The 16604-nt window shown below is 31.6% G+C and carries 15 protein-coding genes; all 15 read right to left on the bottom strand.

Annotation, left to right across the window (positions count from 1 at the left end; translation table 11 throughout):
- Positions 1–153: 153 nt before the first annotated feature.
- Positions 154–1413: a lipopolysaccharide biosynthesis protein gene (locus BS1321_RS20905; RefSeq protein WP_063232934.1), complete on the bottom strand. Its 1260-nt coding sequence runs from the start codon at positions 1411–1413 to the stop codon at positions 154–156.
- 9 nt (positions 1414–1422) lie between these two features.
- Positions 1423–2592: an O-antigen ligase family protein gene (locus tag BS1321_RS20900; protein WP_063232933.1), complete on the bottom strand. Its 1170-nt coding sequence runs from the start codon at positions 2590–2592 to the stop codon at positions 1423–1425.
- 21 nt (positions 2593–2613) lie between these two features.
- Positions 2614–3780 (bottom strand): glycosyltransferase, encoded by a 1167-nt coding sequence (locus tag BS1321_RS20895; protein ID WP_063232932.1) that lies wholly within the window; start codon positions 3778–3780, stop codon positions 2614–2616.
- A 47-nt stretch (positions 3781–3827) separates the two neighbouring features.
- On the bottom strand, positions 3828–4244 hold the full coding sequence (locus BS1321_RS20890) for a serine O-acetyltransferase (RefSeq protein ID WP_063232931.1): 417 nt from the start codon (positions 4242–4244) through the stop codon (positions 3828–3830).
- A 10-nt stretch (positions 4245–4254) separates the two neighbouring features.
- Complete coding sequence (locus BS1321_RS20885; protein WP_063232930.1) at positions 4255–5463, bottom strand: glycosyltransferase; 1209 nt, start codon at positions 5461–5463, stop codon at positions 4255–4257.
- 1 nt (position 5464) lies between these two features.
- Positions 5465–6274 carry a glycosyltransferase family 2 protein gene (locus tag BS1321_RS20880; protein WP_063232929.1) on the bottom strand — a complete coding sequence of 270 codons (810 nt, stop codon included), beginning with the start codon at positions 6272–6274 and terminating at the stop codon, positions 5465–5467.
- A 485-nt stretch (positions 6275–6759) separates the two neighbouring features.
- Positions 6760–8139 (bottom strand): nucleotide sugar dehydrogenase, encoded by a 1380-nt coding sequence (locus BS1321_RS20875; RefSeq protein WP_063232928.1) that lies wholly within the window; start codon positions 8137–8139, stop codon positions 6760–6762.
- Positions 8140–8292: 153 nt separating this feature from the next.
- Positions 8293–9405 carry a glycosyltransferase family 4 protein gene (locus BS1321_RS20870; protein WP_063232927.1) on the bottom strand — a complete coding sequence of 371 codons (1113 nt, stop codon included), beginning with the start codon at positions 9403–9405 and terminating at the stop codon, positions 8293–8295.
- Positions 9399–10286: an NAD-dependent epimerase/dehydratase family protein gene (locus tag BS1321_RS20865; RefSeq protein ID WP_063232926.1), complete on the bottom strand. Its 888-nt coding sequence runs from the start codon at positions 10284–10286 to the stop codon at positions 9399–9401. The genes BS1321_RS20870 and BS1321_RS20865 overlap by 7 nt, the downstream gene beginning before the upstream one ends.
- A gap of 46 nt (positions 10287–10332) precedes the next feature.
- Positions 10333–10941, bottom strand: a complete 609-nt coding sequence (locus BS1321_RS20860) for a sugar transferase (protein WP_063232925.1) — start codon at positions 10939–10941, stop codon at positions 10333–10335.
- Between the two features lie 70 nt (positions 10942–11011).
- On the bottom strand, positions 11012–11893 hold the full coding sequence (gene galU, locus BS1321_RS20855; protein ID WP_063232924.1) for a UTP--glucose-1-phosphate uridylyltransferase GalU: 882 nt from the start codon (positions 11891–11893) through the stop codon (positions 11012–11014).
- Positions 11894–11912: 19 nt separating this feature from the next.
- Complete coding sequence (locus BS1321_RS20850; RefSeq protein WP_063232923.1) at positions 11913–13733, bottom strand: polysaccharide biosynthesis protein; 1821 nt, start codon at positions 13731–13733, stop codon at positions 11913–11915.
- Between the two features lie 443 nt (positions 13734–14176).
- Positions 14177–14887 (bottom strand): tyrosine-protein phosphatase, encoded by a 711-nt coding sequence (locus tag BS1321_RS20845; protein ID WP_232522825.1) that lies wholly within the window; start codon positions 14885–14887, stop codon positions 14177–14179.
- A gap of 198 nt (positions 14888–15085) precedes the next feature.
- Positions 15086–15772 carry a CpsD/CapB family tyrosine-protein kinase gene (locus BS1321_RS20840; protein WP_232522824.1) on the bottom strand — a complete coding sequence of 229 codons (687 nt, stop codon included), beginning with the start codon at positions 15770–15772 and terminating at the stop codon, positions 15086–15088.
- Between the two features lie 28 nt (positions 15773–15800).
- Complete coding sequence (locus BS1321_RS20835; protein ID WP_063232921.1) at positions 15801–16481, bottom strand: YveK family protein; 681 nt, start codon at positions 16479–16481, stop codon at positions 15801–15803.
- Between the last annotated feature and the right edge of the window lie 123 nt (positions 16482–16604).

The raw sequence follows: 16604 nt of genomic DNA, 5'->3' as shown, positions 1-16604 counted from the left end.
CTATCACTTTTAACACGAGTTTAGACCAAAGTATCTGAACTAATACCTTTGATTTTTATGCCAATTCCAAGCACTCTCTATGATAGTCTCTAAATTCTTCTCTGCTTTCCATCTAAGCTCTTCATATACTTTTTTTATAAAACTAATTTCATCTTACTTCCTTTTATTTTTACTTATCATAATATACATAAATATACAACTAGATAAATATACAAGAGATACTGAACCACCAAGCAACTTAAAAAACATATCGATATCTAATTTATTGATTTGGCAATATAAAAATGCACCAAATACACAAACGATAGATCCTATATTTAAAATCAAATTAATATATTGCTTATTTAAAATAATAAAGCTATGGCCTAAAGAAACAACATAAAATTTCAAGACGTACATTGTTGCAAGATAGGAGGTATACACTCCTGCCGTTCTCCACTCTTCACCAAATATAATCCCAAATATATCTTCCGAGAAAAATCTCAAAACAATCCATATCGGAATAGTAGAACAAATAATCACAATTGAAAACTTTTTATATAATTCAAAAAAACTCCCTTTTTCATCATACATAAGAGACGCACTTCGAAAGAAAACTGTAGCAATATTTTGGCCTAAAACAACGGTGGGAAGAGCTAATAATCTATAAGACAATGAATACTGACCTGCCTGCTCAAATCCATATAGCTCAGTAACACAAAACGTAATTGCAGAAGTAGATAAAATTACAATTAATCCTATTGGCATAGAATAAAGGGGATATTGAATATAAGCTCTTAAAGTTACTTTAATGTCTTTCAGTTTAACAGTCCATATATCTGCTATATTACGTATTGAATATTTCATCTGTATAATAATAGTTAGAATACATGTAATGAGATGACTAAGGATCAAGCCCCAAGAATTGAATTTAATTAATCCGAACCCAACTTGCCCTAATGACTGAGATACTGAACGAACAATGTTATATCTAGCAATGATATTATAGTTTTGATACCTGTTATTCAAAGCAAGCAGCAAATTAGAGATTGCAGTAAAAATTGCTATAGGAACAGCTAAATAAATAATGAATCCAATTTCTTGAAATATGTTTTCATTAAAAGTCAAAATAACTGATAAAATAATTAATGATAATATTGTCACTATAGACAATATTCCCATACAAATTTTTATAAGTGCATTGACTTCCTTTTCTGTCTTGGCTTGAATCACAGCAATTTCATATTTCAACATAGATAATTGAACTATAATAGACGCAATAGAGATAATATAAGTATAGGTACCCATTGCAGAAGGTGTGTATATCCTAGTAATTATAGGAGATACAGCAATAATTATGATTTGTGCAATAGCAGAAGATCCTGCCATTACTGTTATATTTTTCAGGATTTTACCAACCTTTTTCTTCTTCATAAAAAAACCTCAAGTCGTCCTATAACTATCCTCTTGCTTATTCTTCATGTTTACAGCACACAATCCAAATGTAAACATTAGAGGATACATTAAATTAAGATATGTATCTGAAAAAAACAATTTAAAAAAAGTAGAAAATATCAATAGTAAAATAAGGTGTCTCTTTACAAAATCTTTCTGAATATACCCTTTATATAATCTAATTAATATAATGATTATAAGTATATTTCCTAAAATGACACCAAAATGTGCTAATAACTCAATATAAATATTGTGTGGAAAAGGTTGTCCTGTCATCAATCTATCTACTCCAATACCCACACCCTTATATAAATTATTTTCAATCAAATTCCAATAGATTTCTTTTATATAATTTCTCCCATTATCTGAAAAAAACATAGAAGCTTCCAATTTATCAATTACAGTACGTGAGGATGAGGTATTTGGAGCTACACTGCTTAAAGTATTTATAATAAATCCTGAAAAAGCGATAAAAAGTAGGGAAACTAATATTAAACCATATGCATTCTTAACTTTTTTTACCATAGAGTTATTTGTAAATAATAATACTAATAAATAACTTATCAGTATAATCAATGCTCCTCTTGATGAGAATAATATACACATTACAAAAAAGTATGCTACTACTAAGTAATGAAATTTAGATTTATGATAGAGGTTAGTATATAGCATGACTATTGATACCGATAACAGTACTTTATAACCATACATCATACCAATTTGATTAAAATCACCTACAAAAGGTTGATAAGCTAATAAAAGCATAGAGCAAATGGAAACATAATAAAGGTTTTTTAATAACTTTTCAGGTTGTTTTATCACAACTCCGCAAATATAACCAAGACTACCTAGAATTACGAATTTATATATATATTCATTAAAAACGAATCCATAATTAGGGAATAAAAAGTAACAATATACTATAAGGAACACGAGAAATGCTATTCCGCCGAATGTTCTTAAGATTAGATGCTTATTTATTACAAAAAATAGAAATAAGCAAAGTACTAATATGACATTAAGCAATAGATCCAATATATTTAATACCGATAAACCAAAAAAACGACCTATTTCTTCCATTATAGGTACACCACATAACTTTACTGAAATAATTAGATATATCCAATTTTCATAAAAATTTTTTTTACTAAATGTCATCTTAATTAATCAGCCCCCTTTTTAACTTTGGCTATAGTCATCAATTATTTTTTTATTCTGTATCGACCAATCAAAGTTATTTAGGGCATACCCTCTAAGTGTTTTGATAACTTGATCCATATCACCAATATTATTTAAGAAATTTAAAACTCCCTCAATATCAACTGGGCTTTCATCAGAGGGTACCTCATAAATATATTTCTGTACTTCACCTAAACTTCTTGTGCTTGAACATATAAAAGGTATTCCTTTAGCACAATATTCTTTTTCTTTTAAGCTAGAAACATTTTTCACCTTACCAATTCTATGCATACCCAGTAGATTAACCGCAACATTAGAATTGTCAAATATTGCATCTAATTCTTCCCCAACTTTATAACCATGAAATATAACGTAATCTTCAATATCTAATTTTTTGCATAACGTTTGTAAAGTTTCCTTTTCTCTTCCCTCTCCTATAACATCAAAAAATACCTTTGTATCAATATTATTTTTCAAACTATTTTTGTAGTATTCATGCAGGCCATACAAGACTCTATCATATCCATGCCAAACTGCAATATTAGCGACAGCAACGATTCTAATTTCGGTAGATTGGTTAATTTTCTTAATTTTCAAAGAATTAATAGAAACCCCATTAGACAATGGTATAGCTTTTATTCCCCAAACTCTGTCGTATCCATTGAAATTAATAATCCTATCCACACCAAATCGCACAAAAGGTATAGATGAAGCATCGATTATATATCTTATGGTAGATTTACTTAGACTAGAGTAATCTCCAGCTTTGAACAAATCTCTTAATGTTTTCATGCGTTGTGGGTAAATTGGAAAAGTTGGTATTTCTAAATAAATTTTTATAGTACGCCTTAAAGAGGCTAATGATAAATAGGTATAAAAATTTAAATATTCCCATCTAGCATGAATCAACTTTACATTATATTCTTTGCAGATTTCAAATACTTTTTTAAATATTACTTTTTGTTTATTAAACACACCCTTTTGTAATAAATTAATTTCAATTTTTCTATCATTAGAAAATTCAAATACGAATTTATCACTGAGCATGTATCCAAAGATTGTTTCATATCCTAAATCTTTATAAGCATTAACTTGCCCTATATTTTTTTTATAAACGCCAACACCCATTTTACTATCTGCTTTATTAGAACTCAAAAGCAAAATCATTTTATTCACTCCCATATAGGATATTTATTTCGCAATATCCTATATTATTATCTTTCTATAATTCTAGCGGGTACTCCAATTGCAGTGGCATTAGATGGGATATCTTTTACCACAACAGCATTAGCCCCAATTTGGACATTATCTCCAATTTTAATTTCACCTAACAAACATGCACCTGCTCCTATTAAAACATTATTCCCTATTGTTGGTGGACCTTGTCCTTTTAAACCACCTATAGTGACATTTTGATAGATAATTGTATTTTCTCCGATTTTAGCATCAGAGTGGATAACCACACCTGTTCCATTATGTGGAAAGCGAGTTCCCATGCCTATTTCACTTGTATAAAAAATATCGCATCCGTATACAGTTCTTATGTATTTACGGATGAGATTTGGTAATACAGGAATTCTTTTTAGATATAATTTTTTCATCAAAACATAATTTTTATATACCCTATCCATAACAACACCCTTATTCATTTATTAAATCATATACTTTTTCAAGTTCATCAATATTATCATGTACTTTTTGCTTTAAAATTTGTGAAAAAGCTTCCCCCAAACTTCTATCGTTTATATACTTTTCCAACCCTTCTGCAATTGCTTCAGGAGATTTTTCTGTAATAATTCCATTTATTCCGTTATCAATTTGATCACTAGCAGTTGAAAAATTTGTAAGAAGTATAGGTTTTGTCAAAATCATTGCCTCATCTACCGCTATGGGTTTTCCTTCATGTCTTGAGGTTTGAGCATATATGTTTGCTTGACGCATATATGTATATGGATTTTTAGTAATTCCAGAGAAAATAAATACTTCTTCTACTCCATATTGTTTCACCATTTTTTTTAATTTGTATTCATCTGGACCTTCTCCAAAAATATGCCATCGAATATTATATGTTTTAGCTAAGATGGCACAAGCCTGAATTGCCAAATCAAGGCCTTTTTGTGACTCTAATCTTGCTAAAGAAATTATTCTTATTCCATTAAATTCATCATCAAAACCTTTATTTTCGATTGACATTTTATGGATCAAGTTAGGGGAAACTATATTATGAATAATATTTATTTTTTCTTCAAACTCCGGAAAAGCACAAACAAAACCTTTTCCACAAAGATCTGAAACGGTTACTATTTCATCTAATAAATTGAAATAAGATTTATCTATTTCTGTATTTCTCTGAACGGTTCCATAATCATTATGAATCCAGCCAATTTTCTTTTTTGCATTAACTTTATCTATTACCATATATGATGTGGTAATACTATGGTATCCAATGGCCACATCATATTCTTTTTCCATATTTTTAATAATATAATTACATTTAGTCCATAAAGATTGTCTTTGCATTTCCATATTTTTAGTAAACAAACCTTTGACAACACTAGAAAATATATTAAAAGCGACTTTCTTATCAAAGAATCTAAAGCTATTAAATAAGTCTTTAAATATCGCGTTTTTTCTTAATAAAAGGTATTTTATGTCCTTATTAATTGGTAATACATTCACTTGACTAGGTATCATATCTAAAAAGAGGCCATTATGTTTAAAAATAAATAAATCCACGTCATATTTACAATAATCAATGTTCAAAAGCAATGAAATCAAACTTTTTTCAACACCACCAACGTTCATTGAATCCATAACAAATAATATTTTTTTCTTTTCATTTTCATACATTTTATATACTTCCCCATAATTCTTTATATTTTTTCATAAAAAAACCAGGAACTAGACCAATTATCAAGGGTTTTAAGACATACACATATCCCCATAAAGGGATTTTCAATTTTCTATAGTTTTTAAATCGAATTACTGCTTCTGCTATACGATATTTGTATTTTCTCCTAGAATATGCTTCTTGGTCTTCTCTAACTTCGTATAAAATATCTGAAATATTCATTCCCTTTTTTCCTATTGACATCATTCTCATGAACATATCGTAATCCTGACCTCTTTTAGTCTCCCAGGACACCCTGTATCCTCCAACTGCTTCTAAACAGGATTTGCGAAACATTGTTGAAGCGTGAATATAGCATAACCCTTTTATAGCATGTTCATTAACAGGTATTGGAATATATTTTTTAGAAGGTTTCCATTTTAAATCATTATCAAAATACATTACATTAGAGCTAATAAAATCAATATCTTTATATTTTTTAAAATTGGAAAGCAAAATTTCAATTCGATTAGGCAACGAAATATCGTCAGCATCTTGCAACAGAATAAATGTACCTTTTGCCACCGAGATACATTTGTTCCTTGTAGCTGCTGCCCTTAAATTGCTTTCATTTTTTAAAACTTTTATTCTAGTATCATTCCGAGAATAATCTTTTAGAATTTTAAAGCTAGAGTCGGTTGAGCAATCATCACAGCATATTAGCTCCCATTTATTATAGGATTGCTTTTTTATTGATTCAAATACTTCAGGTAAATATTTTTCAGCATTGTAGACTGGCATTACTATACTAACTAGTGGTAATTCTTCCATTTTTCTCTCCTTTAATAATTAAGATATTACATAAGTTTTCAAAAGTACGTTGAAAATAGGTTTATAAACGATAGTTATAATTAAATTACTTTCATAATTCCTTAAAGTATTAATTTCACCTACTTCATGGAACAATTAAATAGAATGATATATCAAGGAATTTAGATAAAACACTAAAATTTTTTTCGAGATTACTTAAATTTTTGTAATAATAAGAGTAATATTCATTATCTCCGAACTTTCATTCAATTATTCGGTATAGCCATATACCTTCCCTAGGATCCAGATCTATCCAAATTGATGGAAGGTATAATGACACATATAAAAAGGGAGAACCATTTTAACTATTGAAATTTTAAAGTAAAAAATAGTTCTGCCGGACTTCTTTAGACTAATATCTAGCTACTTTGAGAATGTGGACACTTTATATTAGTCATTGCATTATAATCATAAAATTCTTTACTACTTACTTGTTACAATAGACATTAAAGTCTCCAGTACAAATAACCCATTTTTTCTACTTCTGTCCTATTATAAATACCTTTGATATCTATTAAGACATTATCATTTTTCTTATTAACTACCTCAGTTGTAGCAGCGACTTCATTAATAGCTTGGAGATATTGATTGTTATTATTTTCTCTATACATATTTTTTATATCCTGTAATGGTATCTTTGTAAACTCTTCATGAGGTACAGCAAATACTACCGCATCTATACCTTTAATATCTTCCATCTTATGCAGTTGAATTTGATACTCATTCCATACCTCTTCTGCATCTGCTACTGGATCTACAACTTTTATTTCGATACCATACTCTAGTAGTTCATTAATAATATCTATTACTTTTGTATTTCTAGAATCTGGACAATTTTCTTTGAAAGTTATTCCCATTATCGCGACTTTTGCACCATTTACTTTTTTATCTGCTTGAATTAGTTTCTTTACCACATTTTCTGCAACAAATTTCCCCATGTCGTCATTGATTCTTCTGCCAGAAAGAATAATTTGTGAATGATAACCTAATTCTTCTGCCTTATAAACGAAATAATAAGGATCTACACCTATACAATGTCCTCCAACTAAACCTGGACTGAATTTCAGAAAGTTCCATTTTGTTCCCGCAGCCTCCAGCACTGACTTTGTATCGATACCCATTTTATTGAAAACAATAGAAAGCTCATTCATAAATGCAATGTTGATATCCCTTTGTGAGTTTTCAATTACCTTTGATGCTTCCGCTACTTTAATGCTTTCTGCCCTATGAACACCTGCTTCAATAACCAATTCATAAGTTTTAGCTATAACATCTAATGATTCTTCATCCATTCCAGAAACCACTTTTACAATTGTTTCCAATCTATTTATCTTATCTCCAGGATTAATACGTTCTGGAGAATATCCCACTTTAAAATCTACTCCACATTTTAAACCGGATTCCTTTTCAAGGATAGGTACACAAATATCTTCTGTTACTCCTGGATATACTGTCGATTCATAGACAACAATTGATCCCTTTACAAGATTTCTCCCTAAAGTTATACTTGCTCCTGTTACAGGTGTTAAATCTGGTGTTTTATCAGTTGATACCGGTGTTGGTACTGCTACAATATGAAATTTACAATTCCTAAGTTCCTCTTCATTTGATGTAAAATGTACTTTTGATTCTTGTAATAACTCATTCCCTACCTCTTTAGTAACATCAATTCCATTTATATAGTTTTGTACCTTTTCTTTATTAATATCGAAACCTACTACTTCTGCATGTCTTGCAAATGCCACAGCAATAGGCATACCAACATACCCTAATCCTATAATGGAAATTTTTTCTTTCCTGTTTTTAACTTCATTATACAAATTCAATTTCATCATCCTCATTTCTTAAGATTTTTCCAGTTCATTTCTCTTAAAAAAACCATAGAATTCAACCAAAAAATACATATTATTTTTTCTGTCCTTTAATAATCTTTGATTATAGAAAAAGTTATTTAACTAAGCGTGCAATATCTTAATCGCTTAGATAGTATTCATAAATATTTCCCATCTCTCTATTAGTTCAATAGAATAATTATTAATAATTTCAAGGTTATTTTGACTAAATCTTTTTCTGAGTTCTCCATTAGCATATAGCTCATAAATTTTGTCCGCAAAACCCTCAATATCATGTAACTTAATCACAAATCCATTATTAAAATCTTTAACTAAATCCCTATTCCCCCTACAGTCAGTTACGATTAGAGGTAATCCTGTAGCCATTGCTTCCATGATATTAACAGGTAAGCCCTCTTGCCTTGAAGAAGAAACTGCTATATCTGACATCAATAATAGGTCTTTAACATCATTTCGGTACCCTAATAAATGAATATTATCACTTAAGCCTAAGTTATTAACCATTTGTTTATATTTGTCCGATAAATCCCCCTCACCAGCGAGTAAAAGCTTAATATTAGGGATTTTTTCTTTCAGGATGCTTATCACACTTATAAGGAGTTCTTGATTTTTTCTAAAACTAAGCTCTCCAGCAAAAAATAAGATAAAATCACTATCGTTATATTTTTGCTCGCTACGGAGAAATGCCTTTTTTTCACTAGTTTGTGGTTGGAATTTATCTAAGTTTATACCAACACCATTAACTAATTTAATTTTTGAAGATTTAAAATTTTTTTCAACTAAGTTATAATCTTCTTCGTTAATTGTAATTAAACAGTCGGTAGATCTGGACATCCATTTTTCAATCGGATAGTAGAGTAACCAATTTATTAGAGGTGCACCTTTAAAAAAATGAAAGCCATGAGCTGTATAAATAACTGTTGTTCTTTTTTTACTAACATTTATAGCAGCTAATCTAGTTAATACACTTCCCATTGGAGTATGACAATGTATTAATTCATAATTATATTTTTTTATTAAATTTTTCATTTCTCTATAAGCCTTTATATTAGCTTTATTATATGGAGATCTGTTGAATGGAACGTTGTGCTTTATATCTACAAAAGGGATAGCCGAATTACCTTTACTTGCTACGTGAACCTCATAACCTTGATTTTTAAACCATTTAAGAAAGGGAATATGAAAGTTTAATATATGACTGTCAACAGTTGCAGTAAATAGAACCTTTTTCATTACAATAACACCTTTTCCTTATCTTTCGATTCACAAATGACAACAGACTTAGCAAGATCTGCTACACAATAATTAAAATTAAGGTAATTAGATAAGTTTGAATCAATTACTAAGTTTCCAAACACCTTATCAACTATATTTATTTGTTTTCTAAGTTGGAATATTCCGAAGGCCAATACTCTTGAAAAATATATTTTTTTTGAATTTTCTTTCGAAATGAGTTTAACCAGCTCGGTAGTATCAACAAATTCTTTGTTCTGTGGAAAAAACAAACCAAAATCTTTATTCTCAATTATCAACCTAATAAACTCAGAAAGATTATCAATAAATATCATACTTCTTTTATTGTTGATATTTGGGAAAATCGGTATCAGTTTCACTAATTTACGCAAACGAGCATAATTACCCGGGCAATTGGGTCCGTATATCATAGGAGCTCTCATGATAGCTACTTTAAAATTTTCATCATTTAGTTTACTTAATTCTATTTCCGCTTTCAATTTGCTTTTTCCGTATAATGTTGTTGGATTACAAGGTGTATATTTGTCAATCACTAGCTCTTTTCCAACGTTTCCACTTAGACCATATACAGAGATTGTACTCATGAAAATGAAATGATTGATTCCTGACCTTTTAGCCTTATCTGCTAATTCGATAGTTAAATCCCGATTCACTTTCATGTAACTACTTTCCATATCTAAATGTTCTTTTAAATGAACTAATGCAGCAGCATGAAAAAGAACATCATAAACAGAAAAGTCAACTTCCTTCCAATTATCATTCCTTAAAGAAATAAAATCTACTGTGTATTTATCCGGAAACTGGATGAGCCATTTTTTTAAATTTATCCCAACATAGCTCTTTTCACCTGTTATAAGTATTTTCATATTTATTCCTCAACTTTTTTTGAATTCACTAGGAGAATAGTTTAATTTATTTTTTTATATAACGTGCTCTCTGACCTTCTCTAACTCCCTCACTCCTAATTACACTCAAAACTGTCTTTATAAACACCTTCACATCAAATGCAATACTCAGGTTTTTAACATACTCACCATCAAGCTTTGCTTTTATATTTATAGGAAGTTCATCCCTTCCATTGATTTGGGCCCAACCTGTAAGTCCAGGTTTAATATCATTTGCCTTATATTTGTCACGCTCTTCAATTAAATCATATTGATTCCAAAGCGCGGGTCGAGGTCCAATTATGCTCATCTCACCCTTGATAATGTTTATTATTTGTGGAAATTCATCTAAACTCGTCTTACGTAAAAACTTACCTACACTTGTAATATAGCTCTCTGGATTTTTTAAAAGGTGTGTGGGCGTATCCTTTGGTGTATCAACCTTCATTGTTCTAAATTTTAAAATGTAAAACTCTTTTTTATTCATGGCTATTCGGCGTTGTTTAAATAATATTGGCCCTCTTGATTCTAGCTTAATAATAATAGCTAATGCTAAGAATACAGGTGATAAAATTAACAACCCGACTAAAGAGAGCAAAAAATCTATCATTCTTTTCACATATGTTTTATAAATCACTATCATCACCCTCCCAATATATGTTTAGACTTCTATCAAACTTTATTTATAGATACTAACATAATTGTACTTATTTAACTTTTTCGCAATCCAATATTTGTGTTACAAAGGACAGTATATCTTTCCTTAATGAGGGATTTTCCAAAGCAAACTCTATCGTTGTTTTCACAAACCCCAACTTTTCTCCAACATCATATCGTTTTCCTTCAAAATCATAAGCAAAAACTTGCTGTATTTGGTTTAACTGTTGAATTGCATCTGTTAACTGAATTTCTCCTCCAGCACCAACTTCCAGCTGATCAAGAATACTGAAGATTTCAGGAGTAAGAATATATCTTCCCATTATTGCCAAATTGGAAGGTGCTGTTCCTAAAGATGGTTTTTCTACAAAGTTTTCAACTTGATAAAGACGTCCATCTTGAAAAGCAGGGTCAATTATCCCATAGCGATTGGTTTCTTCTTTAGGTACAGTTTGAACTCCAATAATAGAATTGTTTGTTTCCTCAAACTGATTAATTAACTGCCTTAAGCAAGGAGTTTCACTCTGGACAATATCATCACCTAAAAGTACTGCAAATGGCTCGTTCCCAATAAATTTACGTGCACACCACACTGCGTGCCCTAATCCTTTTGGTTCCTTTTGTCTAATGTAATGGATATTAGCAAGATTTGTGGAGTATTGTACTTTATTGAGTAAATCCAGTTTTCCTTTTTCCATTAGATTTTGTTCGAGTTCTGGAGCGTAATCAAAGTGATCCTCAATCGCACGTTTCCCTTTTCCAGTTACAATTATTATATCTTTTATTCCTGATGCAACGGCTTCCTCAACTATGTACTGAATCGTTGGTTTATCAATGATCGGCAGCATCTCTTTTGGCATCGCTTTCGTGGCTGGCAAAAAACGAGTACCCAACCCTGCCGCGGGGATGATAGCTTTTGTGATTTTATTCACTTATTGGTCCTCCTTATGTCTATTTCACTACTGAGAAAGTTTTGTTCTTTCTTCGATTAGCAAGATTTATTACAAATTCTTTAAGTTCTGTTATAGAAAAATCATCATAAGCGTTTAATAGATACTGTATTTCCTCTTCCTGTTCCAGTACGGCTTTTCCTATAAAGATTTTAGGGAATACAGCTTCACTATGAACCTCTTTCTCCCCTAATAGTTCTTCATACATTTTCTCACCAGGACGGATTCCTGAAAATTCAATTCCAATTTCCTCTATGGAATAACCTGATAACTGAATAAGGTTTGTCGCTAATTCTACAATCTTAACAGGCTCCCCCATATCAAGAACGAAAATTTCTCCACCTCTAGCTAGAGAACTTGCCTGAATGACTAATCTGGATGCTTCGGGTATTGTCATAAAATACCTCGTCATGTCTGGATGGGTGACCGTTACTGGTCCACCTGCCTGGATTTGTTTTTTAAACAAAGGAATGACACTCCCTCTACTGCCTAAAACATTTCCAAAGCGAACTGCGACAAATTTTGTTGAGCTATTTTTTGCTAACTGCTGGATAATCATTTCAGCAATGCGCTTGGTCGATCCCATGACGTTTGTTGGGTTAACAGCCTTATCAGAAGAAATCATCACAAATGCACCCACACTAAAAGTATCTGCCGCTTCTGCAACATTCTTTGTACCAAAAACGTTATTCTTAATAGCTTCACGAGGATTGTATTCCATTAGTGGAACATGTTTGTGAGCAGCCGCATGGTAAACAACATCAGGTCGGTAGGTTTCCATTACTTCAAAAATCCTATCACGATCTTGAATATCTGCGATGACAGGTATGATCTCAATTTGATTGGCATATAACTTTTTCAGTTCCATATCAATTTGATAAATACTATTTTCTCCATGTCCTAATAGAATAAGTGTTCCAGGAGAGAATCTGCATATTTGACGACAAATCTCGGAACCAATAGATCCCCCAGCCCCAGTAACTAAAATGTTCTTGCCGGTTACGTATTTCGAGATACTATTAATATCTAACTCAATGGGTTCTCTGCCTAATAAATCTTCTACTTCCACTTCTTTAAATTGATTAACAGCTACTTTTCCTAACATAATATCTTCAATCATCGGCATGATCTGTGTTTTCGCATTTGTTTTCACACATTCATCAAAGATGACCTTTAATTCTTTTTTACTTAATGAAGGAATAGCAATGACAATATTATCAATATGATATTTTTCAACCATTTCAGGAATATGTTTAGAGGTGCCAACAACGGGTATTCCTAAGATGTCTAATTTGTCTTTATTCGGGTCATCATCAATGAAAGCTACTGGTTTAAGTGCTGTATCATGATTATTAAGAAGTTGACGAACAACCATGGTTCCTGCCGATCCCGCCCCAATAACCAATGTATTTTTGATTTCCATTTGATTATTTACTAAGCGGTCACGCAGCATTCTCCACGAAAAACGGGAACCACCAATAAGTATGACATGCATCATCCAAGTTAATGCCATTGCTCTTACATACACATCCTGAAAAACCAAAATTTGAATGATAACTACACTGATGACTGATAAGGTTACGGCTTTTACTATGGATAGTAACTCCCCTATACTTGCATACTCCCATGCTTTTTTATATAGCTTATAAATAGAAGCGAAAATATGATGGCTAATTAATAAAGCGACTGAGCTGACTAAAAGTGCTGTTAACTTAAATATTTCTAAATATGGATGTAGGACTAAATAACTTACATAAATGGCCGATAATACAATTAAGGAATCTAATAGTGCCAGTAGTGTTAGTCGATTTCGGTAGGCCAACCAAATTTCCCCCTTTAATAAATTGTTATGGATACTCACTTTTAAATTCAGGAAAAAGCAGTATCCTCTAATGTTTTAGGCCTTTACTTTTCAATGAAAACAGGTATTAATTTCATTTCAAAACATAACCTTGTATTAACATTAATATTTAAATGACTCTCATAGTTTCTTTTCCTTCTTTTGTAGAGTTTCTTTTCTTTTCTTGATAGACTTTGTGAGGCTCGTCTCTAATTGATTGAATAAGACTAAGGACGCATCTTGATGTATGTAACGTAGTGCTTTCTTTATAGATTTCGGATAATCATCAAACCTTTTCAAACGAATCTATCTCCTTATTAATTCCTTTTACACTGAAACCAATATTTCAAATGACCCCCAAAAAACTTTACACATAGACGAATATTATTTATACTAATGTAAGCGTTTCCTGATTAACTATTATTCTAAAAGATACCTAAAAATTTCTTATTGAACGGCAATGGTTTTTCTACAGAAGGACTTTGTCCCTTTATTAGCTGTTCAGCATTTTCTTTAAAATTAAATGTACGTTGTATTCCATATGCCTTTGTGATTGTTTCATAGGCTTGTTGTAACGATAAGCCTCTTGTACCTATATTATGAGCATCTGTTGCAACAAAATGAGCGAGATTATGTTCGATTATTTTTTTTGAAAATGATTGAACACTTTTCCCAAAGAGACCGATAATACTACCAGAGGTAAGTTGAGTTAACGCGCCCTCCTGGACCAATTCAAATAATAGTTTATGATTCCTAATCAATTCCTTATTTCTCTCAGGATGTACAATAATCGGTGTTATTCCTTTAAGCAGCAGCTCATAAATCACTTCTTGTGTGTATGTAGGGACTTTTCCCGACGGGAGCTCTAGCAGCAAATACATACCGTTATCGTCCAGAGTTAGGATTTCTTCCTTTTCAAGTGAAGTGAATATGTCCCGGTGTATTCTTACTTCTTGTCCGGGATGAATGGTAAGAGGAATATTTTCTTGTTGAAAACTCTCATTTAACCTCACAACACGATCCATGATGTCACTCTTAACATTTACATATTTCTCATTTAAGTGATGTGGCGTGGCAAATAAATGGGTGATCCCTGCTTCTACAGCTTTTTTTGCCATGTTGAAGCTCTCCTCCATGTCCGCGGATCCATCATCAACTCCCGGGAGAATGTGACAATGTATGTCGATCAAATTTCACACACTTCCTTTTTAAATAAATAGGATATTAGCCTTAATCACAGAGAAATCAGATAGGAATTAATACCCCGATTAATAGTAGCATATAAAACTCCCATTAAACAGGGTGTTATTTTGTCGAAAATTGTATTATTTCGATTAAGATTTATAGTAATAATAATTGCTGTTATCCGTCCCAACGCCATTCAAAACGACTCCCAGCAAGGATGTGTTAGCTTTCATTAAAAGGTCCTTTGCTTTTACTGCACTTTGTTTGTTTGTCTTGCCGCTTGCCACTACCATGATCACCCCATCACATTTATTAGCTACAATCTGGGAATCCGGCACTACCAGAACGGGCGGAGTATCAAAAATGATATAATCATAGATTTCTTTTAGTTCATCAATGGCTGTCTCTATCGCTTTAGAATTTAATAACTCTGAAGGATTAGGTGGTATCGGCCCACTTGTTAAAATGTCTAAATTTGAAACATTTGAATTCAAGATAGTTTTTCTTAAGTCCATTTTCTTTGTCAATACGCTTGTAAGTCCATGTATATTACTAAGGTTAAAAGCATAATGAACCGATGGTTTCCTTAAGTCCGCATCCACAAGTAATACTTTTTTCTCTTCTTGAGCAAGCACAATCGCTAGGTTGGCAGCTGTAGTCGATTTCCCATCATTAGGCTCTGATGAAGTAACCACAATGGTTTTGATTTCTTTATCTACTGAAGAGAACTGTATGTTTGTCCTAATTAATCGATATTGTTCAGTAATAGGCGATTTAGGATTATTCTGCGCAATTAAATTCACTTGTTTTTCATCTTTACTTCTCAAAAATCCCACTTCCTTTCTTAATGCCACTGAATGTTCTTTATTTATGTTGCGATATTTTTTGAATAGATCCAAGTAATGGTAAGTCAAGGAGTCTCTCTATATCATCCTCGTCCTTAATCGTATTGTCCAAATACTCTAGTAGGAATGCCAAGCCTATTCCAGCCATCAATCCCACCACAACTGCAATAGCGATATTCAATAATGGATTAGGTTTTACAGGCGAAGGATTCTCCTTAATTTCTGCCTTAGCAAGTATGCTAACATTGTCTACTTTCATAATATCTTTGATTTCCTTCTGAAAAATTGAAGAAACCGTGTTGGCAATCTTAACTGCCTTGGCCGGATTACTATCCTGAACCGTTAATGAGAAGACTTGCGAATTTTCTTGACTGTTAATCGTAATTTTTTGACTAAGTTGATCTACGCTTTGGTCTAGTTCAAGCTCATCAATGACCTTCTCCAATATGGCAGGGCTTTTTATGATCACACTGTATGTATTGATCATGTCGATATTAGATCGTATTTGATTCGAGTCCAATTGGTTCCCAGATTGTTTCTGATTAACGAGAATCTGTGTTGAAGATTGATAAACGGGTGTTAATAAGAAATAAGAAATTGTTCCACTAATCAGAGCGGCAATCAATGTCAGCAGCATGATTAGCTTCCAACGTTTCTTTAATGTTTTAAAAATATCTTTAATACTAATAGTTTCTTCCATTTCATCCTCCTGATATGTTAAAAATGACCTATTGCATTATACCATAATATTACCTAGTTTTTATGTATTTTCAAGGAAATTTACATGGAAATTACAATCAAAGAATACTTTTCAAATGCCAAA

This window comes from Peribacillus simplex NBRC 15720 = DSM 1321, assembly GCF_002243645.1.
Lineage (GTDB): Bacteria > Bacillota > Bacilli > Bacillales > DSM-1321 > Peribacillus > Peribacillus simplex.
Note: the sequence above shows the minus strand (reverse complement) of the source record. Positions and strands in the feature narration are given on the sequence as shown.

Excerpts from the sequence above, each read along its gene's own strand:
- BS1321_RS20835 (WP_063232921.1), bottom strand. The coding sequence starts at position 16,481 with ATGGAAGAAACTATTAGTATTAAAGATATTTTTAAAACATTAAAGAAA.
- BS1321_RS20895 (WP_063232932.1), bottom strand. The coding sequence starts at position 3,780 with ATGATTTTGCTTTTGAGTTCTAATAAAGCAGATAGTAAAATGGGTGTT.
- BS1321_RS20890 (WP_063232931.1), bottom strand. The coding sequence starts at position 4,244 with ATGGATAGGGTATATAAAAATTATGTTTTGATGAAAAAATTATATCTA.
- BS1321_RS20845 (WP_232522825.1), bottom strand. The coding sequence starts at position 14,887 with ATGGAGGAGAGCTTCAACATGGCAAAAAAAGCTGTAGAAGCAGGGATC.
- BS1321_RS20885 (WP_063232930.1), bottom strand. The coding sequence starts at position 5,463 with ATGTATGAAAATGAAAAGAAAAAAATATTATTTGTTATGGATTCAATG.
- BS1321_RS20900 (WP_063232933.1), bottom strand. The coding sequence starts at position 2,592 with ATGACATTTAGTAAAAAAAATTTTTATGAAAATTGGATATATCTAATT.
- BS1321_RS20905 (WP_063232934.1), bottom strand. The coding sequence starts at position 1,413 with ATGAAGAAGAAAAAGGTTGGTAAAATCCTGAAAAATATAACAGTAATG.
- BS1321_RS20865 (WP_063232926.1), bottom strand. The coding sequence starts at position 10,286 with ATGAAAATACTTATAACAGGTGAAAAGAGCTATGTTGGGATAAATTTA.
- BS1321_RS20880 (WP_063232929.1), bottom strand. The coding sequence starts at position 6,274 with ATGGAAGAATTACCACTAGTTAGTATAGTAATGCCAGTCTACAATGCT.